The organism is Actinokineospora lacus (assembly GCF_053813445.1).
In genome coordinates, this window is the sequence record NZ_JBQERA010000017.1 from 108,732 (window position 1) to 120,280 (window position 11,549).

Genomic DNA, 11,549 nt, shown 5'->3' on the forward strand with positions numbered 1-11,549 from the left:
GGTGCGGACGGATCGTCCTCATACCGGTGTCGTATTCGGGCGCATCCGGCCCGTGCCGCCAGCGGGCGGACTGGCGCGGCTATGCCGTGCCCCACACCTGAAACACGACCTAGGCGAGGCCCGCGGTGTGCGGCAGACTCGCGTGTCATGCGCATCGAGGTCATCGGGATCGGCGCGGGCGACCCCGACCAGATCACCATTCAGGCGGCCGCCGCCCTGAGCAAGGCCGACGTGGTGTTCCTGCTGGACAAGGCCGACGCCGCGGGCGAGCTGATGGAGCTGCGCGAGGCGATGGTCCAGGGGTACGCCCCCGCGGCGCGGGTCGTGCGCGGGGACGACCCCAACCGCGACCGCACCTCCCCCGGCTACACCGCCGCGGTCGACGACTGGCGGGCGCGGCGCGCGGAGGTGTGCGCGTCGATGATCCGCTCGCTCGGGCCGGAGGAGACCGGGGCGTTCCTGGTGTGGGGCGACCCGTCGCTCTACGACAGCGTGATCTCGGTCCTGGAGGACGTGCGGGCGCGCGGTGTCGACTTCGAACTGTCGGTCATCCCGGGCATCAGCAGCGTCTCGGCCCTGGCCGCGCGGCACCGGACCACGCTCAACCAGGTCGGCGGGGCCGTGCACATCACCACCGGCAGGCGCCTGGCCCAGGGCTGGCCCGCCGACACCGACGACGTGGTGGTCATGCTGGACGCCCAGTGCGCGTTCACGGCCTACCCCGACGCCGAGATCCGGTGGGGCGCCTACGTCGGCACCCCCGACGAGATCCTCATCGCGGGCCGGGTCGCCGACGTCGGCGAGCACATCCAGCGGGAGCGGGCCGCGGCGCGGCAGGCCAAGGGCTGGATCATGGACACCTACCTGTTGCGCCGACCCCGGTCCCGACAGGTGGACGCTGCGGAATGATGCCGCTCATGCGCCTGACCGCCCTCCTCGCCGTCTTCCTGATCGCCGCTTGCGCGCCGGTGGCCGAGCAGCCAGCCCCCGGCCCCGACTGCGCCAAGGCGTCCCTGCCCACCCGCACCGCCGCCACGTTCACCTTCGCCACCGACGAGCCGGTCTACCAGCCCTGGTACCTGGACAACGACCCCGCCAACGGGAAGGGCTTCGAGTCCGCCGTCGCCTACGCCGTGGCCGACAAGCTCGGCTACAGCCGCGACGAGGTCGCCTGGACCCGGGTGCCGTTCACCGCGGCCATCCAGCCCGGCGCGAAGACCTTCGACGCCAACCTGACCGAGTTCTCGATCACCGAGGAACGCCGCCAAGCCGTCGACTTCTCGGCCCCCTACTACGACGTCGCCCAAGCCGTGGTGACCCTGGCCTCCTCCCCCGCCGCCGACGTGACCACCCTGGATGGCCTGCGCGAGGTCAAGCTGGGCGCCCAGGTCGGCACCACCAGCTACACCGCGGCGGTGGCGCTGGCCCCGGAGCGGGACGTCGCGGTCTACAACACCAACGACGACGCCAAGGCCGCGCTGTCCAGCGGCCAGATCGACGCGCTGGTGCTCGACCTGCCGACCGCGTTCTACGTGACCTCCGCCGAGCTGACCGACGGCGAGATCGTCGGACAGCTGCCCCGCGGCAACGGCAGGCCCGAGCAGTTCGGCATCGTGCTGGACAAGGGCAGCCCGCTGACCGTGTGCGTGTCCACCGCCGTGGAGGCGTTGCGCGCCGACGGCACCCTGGCCAAGCTGGAACAGGAGTGGCTGGCGAGCTCCACCACCGCGCCTGAGCTGCGGTGATCAGCGAGCTGCAGCGGGAGCGCCTGGCCTACCGGCGCTCCCGCGCCCGCCGCTCCACCCTGGTGGCCCTGGTGTCGACCCTGGTGGTCGCCGCCGCGGGCTACTTCGCGGTCACCGGATCGCCGGGGTGGCCGAGGGTGCGCGAGTCGTTCCTCGACTGGGACGTCGCGGTGGCCTCGCTGCCCGCGGTGGCGGCGGGGCTGTGGCTGAACCTGCGGGTGCTGCTGGTGTGCGCGGTCGTGATCCTCGTGCTCGGGCTGCTGATCGCGGCCATGCGGACGCTGCGGGGGCCGGTGTGGTTCCCGGTGCGGGCCCTGGCGACGGCGTACGTGGACTTCTTCCGCGGGCTGCCGCTGCTGATCTGCCTGTACCTGGTCGGGTTCGGGCTGCCGGGGCTGCGGCTCAGCGGCGTGCCCACCGACCCGGTGCTGCTCGGCGGGATCGCCCTGGTGCTCGTGTACTCGGCGTACGTGGCCGAGGTGTTCCGGGCGGGCATCGAGTCGATCCACCCGTCCCAGCTGGCCGCCGCGCGCTCGCTGGGCCTGGACCACCGCAGCACCATGCGCCTGGTCGTCCTGCCCCAAGCGGTGCGCCGGGTGACCCCCGCCCTGCTCAACGACTTCGTCGCCCTGCAGAAGGACAGCGGCCTGATCTCGGTGCTGGGCGCGATCGACGCGGTGCGCGCCGCGCAGATCGCCTCGGCCACCGCGTATGACTTCACCCCCTACGTGGTCGCGGGCCTGTTGTTCGTCCTGCTCGCCGTGCCATCGGGCAGGCTGGCGGACCTGGTGTCGCGCCGCGCGGCCCGGCGGCAGGGTGCCCTGTGACCCCGCCGGTGCTGTCCGTCCGCAACCTGACCAAGTCCTACGGCGAGCGCCGCGTCCTCGACGGCATCGACCTCGACGTCGCCGAGCACGAGGTGGTCGCCCTCATCGGGGCGTCGGGCTCGGGCAAGTCGACCCTGCTGCGCTGCGTCAACCTGCTCGACGACCTCGACGACGGCCAGGTCCTCCTCGACGGCGTCGACGTCTCCGACCCCCGGGTCAACCCCGACCACGCCCGCCGCTCGATGGGCGTGGTGTTCCAGGCGTTCAACCTGTTCCCGCACATGACGGTCCTGGACAACATCACCCTGGCGCCCCGGGTCGTCCACGGCGTCGCCCGCGCGGCCGCCGAGTCCACCGCCCGCGACCTGCTCGACCGCGTCGGCCTCTCGGACAAGGCCACCGCCTACCCCGACCGCCTCTCCGGCGGCCAGCAGCAGCGCGTCGCCATCGCCCGCGCCCTCGCCTACAGCCCACGCCTGCTGCTGCTCGACGAGATCACCAGTGCCCTGGACCCGGAACTGGTCGGCGAGGTCCTCGCCCTGGTCCGCGACCTGGCCTCGGCGGGCGCCACGATTCTGATGGCCACCCACGAGATGGGCTTCGCCAAGCAGGTGGCCGACCGCGTCTGCTTCCTCGACGGCGGCACCCTGCTGGAACAGGGCCCACCGGCCCAAGTCCTCGGCGACCCCACCCACCCCCGCACCCGCCAGTTCCTCCACCGCGTCATCGACGCGGGCCGCCTCTGATCCCGCGAACGGCCACCACACCGGAACCCGATGCGGTTGGATGGCGACATGCGACTCAGCCGCCGCAGCGCGATCGGACTCGGCACGACCACAGCCGTCCTGTTGGGAGCCGGGACCGCCCGCGCGGACTCGGAGGTCCCCGAGGATGTCCCTGGGGAGGCACCGCCAACCGACGTCCCCCAGGCACACCGCGCCATCGCCCGCCGGTACGCCCGGGTCACGCGGCGGGCCGGTGGGGTGTGGTCGTCGGTGGTGGCGATGGCCGACCCGGACGGGACGTTCCGCGACGTCGTCGCGGCCGACGCAGACCGGGTGGTGGAGGCGTACAGCGTCAACAAGATCGCCGTGGCGGTCGCCGTCCTGGACAAGGTCGACCGCGGCCTGCTGCGCCTCGACCAGCGGGTCGAGGTGACCGCGGACATCGTCATCCGGGACACGGACGGGATCTTCGGGCTGGACGGCGCCTACCCCAGCTCGGTCACCCTCGGCCACGCCATGGCGGCCCTGCTGACGGTGTCGGACAACACCGCCGTACGACTGTGCGGCCTGGTCTGCCCGGCCCGCGAGCTGAACGACATCCTGCGCGCCAAGGGTTTCACCCACACGCAGGTGGTCCCGGTCGCCAACCCGAACCGCTTCTTCCTCGGCACCACCACCCCTCGTGAGACGACAACACTGCTGCACCGATTGGCCGCGGGCGATCTGGTGTCGGAGTCCTCGACCCGCTACATCCTGGACGCCCTGCGCTCCCTGACCGCCTTCACCGACGGCGTCCGCCTACACCTCACCTCCCCGGAACGCCTGCGCGTGGCCACCAAGGCGGGCTGGTTCAACGCGGGCCGCAACGAGGCGGGCCTGGTCTTCTCCCCCGACGGTGCCCCCCTGCTCAGCTACGCCCTGTTCGCCGCGGGCCCTTTCACCGGCGACGCCACCACGAACGACACCGACTTCGGCGCCACCCACCCCGCCCTCCGCGCCCGCGCCGCCCTGGGCCGCACCCTCATGGACGCCACCATCCACAACGACGCCACCACCAGCCAGCCCCACCGCGCCACCTACTCGCCCCGCAACGGCAACTAACACCGCCCGCGCCCCCGCAAGCAGAGCCGCGAACAGCCGTCTCGAAGCGAGCCGGACCGCTGCGGAGATCGGTAAGTATCAGCGTCTAGTGGATGGACGACCCAGTGAGGGTTGATCCAGTGAGGGTTGATCCAGTGAGGGTTGATCCGTGAGAGCGCGTGGGAGCGCGGTGTGTTGGCCAGATCAATAAGCCACCCCCGTCAGTTCCTGCGAGACCGTCCACAGTCGACGCTGAATGTCCGGGTTCTGGGATTGCCTGCTCGATCCCACCACCACCGGATATCCGCGCGTCTGGGCGAAGCCGTTCGGGCCGTAGTACTCACCGCCTGCGGCGGAGGGGTCGGTGGCGGCTCGCAGGGTGGGCAGGGCGCCCCTGTCGGCGCTCTGCATCAGCGGCGCGGCTAAGGGTGCGGTGAGGCGCAGCAGGCGTGGGGAGTTGCGGAGGAGTTCGGTGTCGGAGACGCCCGGGTGGGCGGCCAGGGCGACGACGGGGGAAGCGGCGAGGGCGAGGCGTCGCTGAAGCTCGTAGGTGAACAGGAGATTGGCCAGTTTGGACTGCCCGTAGGCGGCCACGCGGCTGTACCCGCGGTCCAGGTTCAGGTCGTCGAAGTGGATGCGGGCGCGGATGCGGTGGCCGACGCTGCTGACGGTGACCACGCGGGCGCCCGGGTTCCGCAGGCGGTCCAGGAGCAGGCCGGTCAGCGCGAAGTGGCCCAGGTGGTTGGTGCCGAACTGTAGTTCGAAGCCGTCGGCGGTGTGCGACTTCGGCGTGTACATCACGCCCGCGTTGTTGATCAGCAGATCGATGCTGTCGTACCTGCCGCGCAGGTCGGCCGCGGCGGCGCGGACCGAGTCCAGGGACGACAGGTCCAGGCGCTGGACGACGACCTCGGCGCCGGGAGCCGAGCCGACGATGTCCGCCGCCGCGGCCTTGCCTTTCTCCAGGTCGCGCACGGCGAGGACGACCTCGGCCCCGCGGGCGGCGAGGGCCTTGGCGGTCTCCAGCCCGAGGCCGGTGTTCGCCCCGGTGATGACGGCGACGCGACCGCGCTGGTCCGGGATGTCGGCGGTGGTCCACCGGCGGTTCTGGGGCATGATGGCTCCTTGGAATAGAATCGGGTCGGGCGTTCCGGATCGACTATACGGAGTCGCCGCTCCGGGTGTCGAGCCGATTCAGCGAATTCTCAGGAAGGGGTGTCCGTGGCTCAGAGGCCGATGCGCGCCGACGCCGCGCGCAACCGGGCGCGACTGCTGGAGGTCGCCTACGAGACGTTCGCGGCCGAGGGGATCTCGGTGCCGGTGGACGAGATCGCGCGGCGGGCCGGGGTCGGGCCGGGCACGCTCTACCGGCACTTCCCGACGAAAGAGGCGCTGTTCAAGGCGATCGTGGCGCACCGGCTGGACCAGATGGCCGAGCAGGGCCGGGCGCTGAGCGAGTCGACGGGGCCGGGTGAGGCGCTCTTCCGGTTCATCGGCCGGGTGGTCGAGGAGGGGGCGACCGACCAGGGCCTGGTGGAAGCCATGTCGAACACCGGGTTCGACGTCACCGAGGAGGCCCCGGGGATCGAGGAGCGGTTCATCGCGATGCTCTCCGACCTGGTGGAGCGGGCCAAGCAGGCGGGCGAGATCCGCGCGGACGTCGACGTGCGCGACGTGAAGACGCTGATGGTGGGCTGCCAGGCGATGCAGCGCTACAGCCCCGACCGCGCGACGACCGAGCGGATGCTCGACATCGTCCGCGCCGGGCTCACCCAGCGATAGGGGTGTGCCGGGCGGGGTGGACCGCCCGGCACAGGGAAATCAGGCGGGCTTGAGCTCGAAGATCGCCGAGGCCGCCGGGGTGTCGATGAGGTGGGTGGCCACGCAGTCCCAGCCACCCTCGGGGAACACGCCGTGCCAGTCGTCCAGGGTGGGCAGGTGCACGCCCATCAGGGCGTGGCCCACCTCGAACCCGAGGGTGAAGACCGGCACCTCGGTGTCGGCGAAAGCCGTGGTGCGGGCGGTGTCGCCGAGCAGGAAGCGCTTGGCGTTGGGGAAGACGGTCCGCAGCTCGCGCAGGGTGGCGACGCAGTTCTCCCGGGGCCAGAAGTCGTGGCCCATCATGAAGCAGGTCACCAGTTCCACGTCAGCGAACTCCGGGCGTGGCGTCAGCGCGCGCACGTCGGCCTCGATGAAGGACACCCGGTCGGCCAGGCCCGCCGCGCTCAGCTCGCCGGTGGAGAACTCCAGCGCGGGGGCGGCGATGTCGACGCCGACGCCGGTGACGCCCGGGTAGGCCCGCACGATCTCCAGCAGCCGCTGGCCGCTGCCGCTGCCGAGGTCGGCGACCTTGGTGAAGGAGAAGTCCAACCCGGACATGGTCGACCAGAAGACCGGGTCGAAGAACCGCGCGTTGATCTCCCGGCACGCGTACCCGATGGCAGCGGCGTCGCGGCGGTAGTAGTTGCCCGTGCGGTTGGCGTTGCGCAGGACCGAGGGCATGGCGGCGAACAGGGCGCCGCTGCCCTGGACCAGCCAGTGGAACAGCGACCGCGCGCGCAGCGTCTCGGCGAAGTTGGCGCCGGTCAGCACGAGCGCCCCCTCGCGCTCGACGATGCCCGCCGCGGCCAGCGCCTGGAACATGCCGTGCGTCGCGCCCGCGTCCAGGTCGTTGTCCTGGGCGAACTGCTCGACGTCGAGCTTCCCGTGTTCGTTCAGGTGGTCGAGGGCGCCGATTTCCCAGGCCGCGCCGATGGCCGCCGCGGCGACCGCGGAGTTGAAGATACCCGCGACCGTGTGTCGCGAGGCTAAGTCCACGTCGGGGACAGTCGTTTCCATTGTCGACCTTTCCGGTCAGTGTCATTCATCACTGTTCCGGCGCGCTCGAAATTACAGCACGAGTCGGGGGACACCACAGGGAAATCCGCGACCGGCTATTACGCGCCGAACTGACGCCAGCAAGCTCCAAAGGTCGCGCGAACACCCCTACCTGGACTTACGCCAAAGGCTGAGGCCGCACCAACCCCATCGTCCGAGCGGCCTCCCACGCCAGTGCACACCACTTCTGAAAGAGCTATCCCCCTGGCAAATCGGACCATCTCGATGATCCGGAGCGGACGTTAGTGGGAAGCGTGCGCAACTGTCAAGCATCTCGATGACGCCCCATGAATAGCCACGGAGCGGAAAAGAACAAGCAAGGAGTTATTCACGGGAAGCAACGCGGAACCTCACCACTAGTCCGAAAGAGTGAACGCAACCGCCGTCCGGATGATGTCAGAGTTCGATGACCTGTCCATCCTGGACGACCACGCGGCGCGTCACGTGGACGGCGTCGAGCATGCGGCGGTCGTGGGTGACCAGCAGCAGCGTGCCCGGGAACTCGGCCAGCGCGGTCTCCAGCTGCTCGATCGCGGCCAGGTCCAAGTGGTTGGTGGGCTCGTCGAGCACCAGCAGGTTGATCCCGCGCGCCTGGAGCAGGGCCAGCGCGGCACGCGTGCGCTCCCCCGGCGACAGCGTGGCCGCGGGCCGCAGGACGTGGTCGGCGGTCAGCCCGAACTTCGCCAGCAGGGTCCGCACCTCAGCGGTCGGCGAGTCCGGCACCTCCCGGCCGAACGCGTCCGCCAGCTGCTCGGGGCCGAAGAACTTGGCCCGCGCCTGGTCGACCTCGCCGACGCGGACCCCGGGGCCCACATAGGTCTCCCCCGACGCCAGCTCGGCCCGGCCGAGCAGCGCGGCGAGCAGAGTGGACTTGCCCGCGCCGTTGGCCCCGGTGATGGCCACCCGGTCCGCCCAGCCGATCTCCAGCGACACCGGCCCGAGGGTGAACCCGCCCCTGGTCACCACCGCGTCGCGCACCGCGGCCACCACCGCGCCCGTGCGCGGCGCCGCGGCGATGGTCATGCGCAGCTCCCACTCCTTGCGCGGCTCCTCGACCACGTCCAGCCGCTCGATGGCGCGCTCGGTCTGCCGGGCCTTGGCGGCCTGCTTCTCCGAGGTCTCGGCGCGGAACTTGCGGACGAACTTGTCGTTGTCGGTCGCCTTGCGCCGGGCGTTGCGGACGCCCTTCTCCATCCACGAGCGCTGCATACGCGCGCGTGCCTCCAGGCTCGCCTTGCTGGAGGCGAACTCCTCGTACTCCTCCCGGGCGTGCGCCCTGGCGCGCTCGCGCTCCTCCAGGTACGAGGTGTACCCACCGCCGTACTCGGCGATCCGGTTCTGGAGGAGGTCCAGCTCCAGCACCCTGGTGACGGTGCGGGCGAGGAACTCGCGGTCGTGGCTGACCAGCACCGTCGCCGAGCGCAGCCCGGTCACGAACTGCTCCAGGCGCTCCAGCCCGGCCAGGTCCAGGTCGTTGGTGGGCTCGTCGAGCAGCATCACGTCGTAGCGGCTGAGCAGCAGCGACGCGAGCCCGACGCGCGCGGCCTGCCCACCGGACAGCGACACCATGTCCTGGTCGAGGCGGGTCAGGCCGAGGTCGGCGACGACCGTGTCGGCCCGCTCGTCGAAGTCGGCGCCGCCGAGGGCCAGCCAGCGGTCCAGCGCGGCGGCGTAGTCATCGCCGGAGCCGCCCGTGGCGAGGCTTTCGGCGGCGTCGTCCATCACGGCCTGCGCGGACGCGACCCCGGTGCGGCGGGCCAGGAACGCCCGCACCGACTCGCCGGGGCGCCGGTCCGGCTCCTGGGGCAGGTAGCCGATGGTGGCCGTCGCGGGACTGAGGGAGACCACGCCCTCCTCGGCGGGGAGCAGCCCGGCGAGCGTTCGCAGCAGCGTCGACTTGCCCGCGCCGTTGACGCCGACCAACCCGACGACATCGCCCGGGGCGACCACCAAGTCCAGCCCGCTGAACAGGACGCGGTCCCCGTGTCCCGCGGCGAGGCCCTTGGCCACGACGGTTGCGCTCATGCCCTCCATGATGGCTGAACGGTGATCTGAGCAGGGCAGCGGTGTCCCGCGCGCGGGTTCATCAGCGACGATGGGACGGTGAACCTGCGGGAGCTGCGGGCCAGCCTGCGCGGCGGCCTGGTGTGGGCGGAGCCCTACGAACACGACGGGGTGACGGTGCTGCGCGCCGCGGCGGTGATCGGGGGCGGGGGTGGCGGCGAGGAGGGTCCCGCCAGCGGCCTCGGGCTCGGGCTGGTCACCCGTCCGGTGGGGGCGTTCGTGATCCGCAAGGGCGAGGCGCGGTGGGTGCCCGCCGTCGACCTCACGCGCATCGCGCTGGGTCTCATGGCGGCGGCGGTGCTGGTCGCGCGGGCGCGGCGGAGTTGACCACGCGCCCCGACGTGGGCAGGGTGGTGCCATGAGCGGCGAGGAGCGGGACGGCGTCCCGCTGACCAATCTCGACCAGCCCCTGTTCGACGGCGCGAACGCGACGAAGCGCGACCTGGTGGACTACCTCGACGCGATGAGCGCGCGGATCATCCCGGTGCTGCGCGAGCGTCCGCTGTCGGTCGTGCGGGTGTTGCGCGGACAGGGGCCGTTCATGCAGAAGAACGTTCCGAAGTACACCCCCGACTTCGTCAAGACGGTCAAGGTCTGGGCCGAAGCGTCCAAACGGGAGATCTCGTACGCGATCTGCGACGCCCGCCCCACTCTGCTGTGGTTCGCCAACCAGCGCGCGATCGAGTACCACACGACGCTGACTTATGCGGGCACGTGGGACCAGACGCACATCTGTTTGGACCTCGACCCGCCGGAGGGCGCGGGTTTCGAGACCGCGGTGGCCGCGGCCCACCTCGTGCGCCAGGCGCTGGCCGACTCCGGGCTGACCGGGGTGGCGAAGACCAGCGGCGCCAAGGGCGTCCACGTGTTCGTGCCGATCGCCAAGCACGAGATCGACGACGTCGCCGCCGCCACCCGCGCGATCGCCGCACGCGCCGAGCGCATCGACCCGGCCCTGGCGACCACGGCGTTCATCCGCGAGGACCGCGGCGGCAAGGTGTTCCTGGACGCGACCCGCTCGGGCGGGGTGACCGTGGTCGCGGCGTACAGCCCACGGCTGCGACCGGGAACGCCGGTGTCCTTCCCGGTGGCGTGGTCGGACCTGGACTCGGTCTCCCCCGCCGACTTCACCATCCACAACGCCGCCGCCCAACTCGACGGCGACCCCTGGGCCGCGGCCATGCCGGAACCACAGCCCCTGCCCGCCGACCTGATCGAGCAAGGCCACACAATTCCGGTGGCGCGCGTGCAGGCGATGCACGAAGGTAAGCGTCGGGCCAAGGCCCGCCGGGAGGCCGAGGGCTGAGACCACGTCCTATTAGGTTCTGTGCCTAATGGAGGGTTGCTTAGGCGGGTCCGCCGAGGGTGAAAGCGGGCACGATTTCAAGATCCTTTTCGTTGCGTGTATGTCGTGGCGCGCGCGGCCGGGAATGTGCGGGAGCGAGAACTGAAAGGTGCGCCAGCATCCCCACCACAACCTCCCGACGATCCGGGTGAGGTGGTGACGGAAGGCGGCAGATGGCGGAGGCGACAGCGGTAGCCAAGCCTGACCTGGTGGGGATGCGGCCGACGGAGAGAGCGGTGGCCTCCAGCAGCCGGACGCGACGTTCGTCGAGGGGCGGGTGCGGTCGGAGTCGGGTCCGGTGAGGGCTGACGCGCCGTCTGCGCGGGGTGCTGAGGCCGGTGGACCCGATCTCGCAAGAGACAAGGCAGCGGCGGGCGGCGGACTCGGGCGTGGAACCGGTGAGGCGCTGATCTCGGCGACACTCCTGCCGAGACTTGGGAGCGCTTCGGGGTGGCCGCCCAGCCTGGCTACGCCTACATCAGCCCTTCCGGTGAGATCGAGGTCGCCACCGAGCGGCTGGACGAGCGGGAGTCACAGCCGAGGTGGGCGCCCTCGCATGAGCGGGACCGGCATCGCCATGGTTGCGGGGATGCGTGAACGTTGCGGGATGCGTGAACTCGGTGGGCGACGCGGGCGTGTTCTCAGCCCGGTGGAGCAACGCGCGCGTGTTCAGCCCGGCGGGCCGGGCGAGCTTCGGGACCGCGACCAGGGCGGTCGGGTTGGCCGCAGCGGGTTCAGGGTTGGGGCGGCGTGCAGTCGGGCTCGGGGCTCGGGGCTCGGGGCTCGGGGCTCGGGGCTCGGGGCTCGGGGCTCGGGGCTCGGGGCTCGGGGCTCGGGGCTCGGGGCTCGGGGCTCGGGGCTCGGGGCTCGGGGCTCGGGGCTCGGG

The 11,549-nt window shown here is 71.5% G+C and carries 11 protein-coding genes; 8 read left to right on the plus strand and 3 right to left on the minus strand.

Annotated features, from left to right (window positions below; all coding sequences use genetic code 11):
- Positions 1 to 147: 147 nt before the first annotated feature.
- Genes cobF through ACTG9Q_RS31045 form a run of 5 tightly spaced genes read left to right on the plus strand, consistent with a single transcriptional unit; the run spans position 148 to position 4,398 of the window.
- Positions 148 to 909: a precorrin-6A synthase (deacetylating) gene (gene cobF, locus ACTG9Q_RS31025; protein WP_455576504.1), complete on the plus strand. Its 762-nt coding sequence runs from the start codon at positions 148 to 150 to the stop codon at positions 907 to 909.
- An 8-nt stretch (positions 910 to 917) separates the two neighbouring features.
- Positions 918 to 1,745, plus strand: a complete 828-nt coding sequence (locus tag ACTG9Q_RS31030) for an ABC transporter substrate-binding protein (RefSeq protein ID WP_455576505.1) — start codon at positions 918 to 920, stop codon at positions 1,743 to 1,745.
- Positions 1,742 to 2,572 (plus strand): amino acid ABC transporter permease, encoded by an 831-nt coding sequence (locus tag ACTG9Q_RS31035; protein ID WP_455576506.1) that lies wholly within the window; start codon positions 1,742 to 1,744, stop codon positions 2,570 to 2,572. Before ACTG9Q_RS31030 ends, ACTG9Q_RS31035 begins: the two co-directional genes overlap by 4 nt.
- A complete protein-coding gene (locus ACTG9Q_RS31040; protein WP_455576507.1) occupies positions 2,569 to 3,318 on the plus strand; it encodes an amino acid ABC transporter ATP-binding protein in 750 nt (249 codons plus the stop codon). Before ACTG9Q_RS31035 ends, ACTG9Q_RS31040 begins: the two co-directional genes overlap by 4 nt.
- A 48-nt stretch (positions 3,319 to 3,366) precedes the next feature.
- Positions 3,367 to 4,398 carry a serine hydrolase gene (locus ACTG9Q_RS31045; RefSeq protein WP_455576508.1) on the plus strand — a complete coding sequence of 344 codons (1,032 nt, stop codon included), beginning with the start codon at positions 3,367 to 3,369 and terminating at the stop codon, positions 4,396 to 4,398.
- A 183-nt stretch (positions 4,399 to 4,581) separates the two neighbouring features.
- Here the strand turns inward: ACTG9Q_RS31045 and ACTG9Q_RS31050 are convergent, their stop codons facing one another.
- Complete coding sequence (locus ACTG9Q_RS31050; protein ID WP_455576509.1) at positions 4,582 to 5,493, minus strand: SDR family NAD(P)-dependent oxidoreductase; 912 nt, start codon at positions 5,491 to 5,493, stop codon at positions 4,582 to 4,584.
- 105 nt (positions 5,494 to 5,598) lie between these two features.
- Between ACTG9Q_RS31050 and ACTG9Q_RS31055 the strand changes: the two genes are divergently transcribed.
- Complete coding sequence (locus ACTG9Q_RS31055) at positions 5,599 to 6,159, plus strand: TetR/AcrR family transcriptional regulator (RefSeq protein WP_455576510.1); 561 nt, start codon at positions 5,599 to 5,601, stop codon at positions 6,157 to 6,159.
- Between the two features lie 39 nt (positions 6,160 to 6,198).
- Here the strand turns inward: ACTG9Q_RS31055 and ACTG9Q_RS31060 are convergent, their stop codons facing one another.
- Together ACTG9Q_RS31060 and ACTG9Q_RS31065 are read right to left on the minus strand one after the other, a co-directional pair.
- Entirely contained in the window at positions 6,199 to 7,215 is a 1,017-nt protein-coding gene (locus tag ACTG9Q_RS31060) for a class I SAM-dependent methyltransferase (protein WP_455576511.1), read from the minus strand.
- A gap of 435 nt (positions 7,216 to 7,650) precedes the next feature.
- A complete protein-coding gene (locus ACTG9Q_RS31065) occupies positions 7,651 to 9,279 on the minus strand; it encodes an ABC-F family ATP-binding cassette domain-containing protein (RefSeq protein ID WP_455576512.1) in 1,629 nt (542 codons plus the stop codon).
- A gap of 78 nt (positions 9,280 to 9,357) precedes the next feature.
- Here ACTG9Q_RS31065 and ACTG9Q_RS31070 point away from each other — a divergent pair, with 78 nt between their 5' ends.
- Complete coding sequence (locus tag ACTG9Q_RS31070) at positions 9,358 to 9,645, plus strand: hypothetical protein (protein WP_455576513.1); 288 nt, start codon at positions 9,358 to 9,360, stop codon at positions 9,643 to 9,645.
- Between the two features lie 31 nt (positions 9,646 to 9,676).
- Complete coding sequence (locus ACTG9Q_RS31075) at positions 9,677 to 10,624, plus strand: DNA polymerase domain-containing protein (protein ID WP_455576514.1); 948 nt, start codon at positions 9,677 to 9,679, stop codon at positions 10,622 to 10,624.
- Positions 10,625 to 11,549 lie beyond the last annotated feature (925 nt).

What these genes read in the sequence shown, in the direction of transcription:
- cobF (WP_455576504.1), top strand. Translation starts at nt 148, where the DNA reads ATGCGCATCGAGGTCATCGGGATCGGCGCGGGCGACCCCGACCAGATC.
- ACTG9Q_RS31030 (WP_455576505.1), top strand. Translation starts at nt 918, where the DNA reads ATGCGCCTGACCGCCCTCCTCGCCGTCTTCCTGATCGCCGCTTGCGCG.
- ACTG9Q_RS31045 (WP_455576508.1), top strand. Translation starts at nt 3,367, where the DNA reads ATGCGACTCAGCCGCCGCAGCGCGATCGGACTCGGCACGACCACAGCC.
- ACTG9Q_RS31050 (WP_455576509.1), bottom strand. Translation starts at nt 5,493, where the DNA reads ATGCCCCAGAACCGCCGGTGGACCACCGCCGACATCCCGGACCAGCGC.
- ACTG9Q_RS31060 (WP_455576511.1), bottom strand. Translation starts at nt 7,215, where the DNA reads ATGGAAACGACTGTCCCCGACGTGGACTTAGCCTCGCGACACACGGTC.
- ACTG9Q_RS31065 (WP_455576512.1), bottom strand. Translation starts at nt 9,279, where the DNA reads ATGAGCGCAACCGTCGTGGCCAAGGGCCTCGCCGCGGGACACGGGGAC.
- ACTG9Q_RS31075 (WP_455576514.1), top strand. Translation starts at nt 9,677, where the DNA reads ATGAGCGGCGAGGAGCGGGACGGCGTCCCGCTGACCAATCTCGACCAG.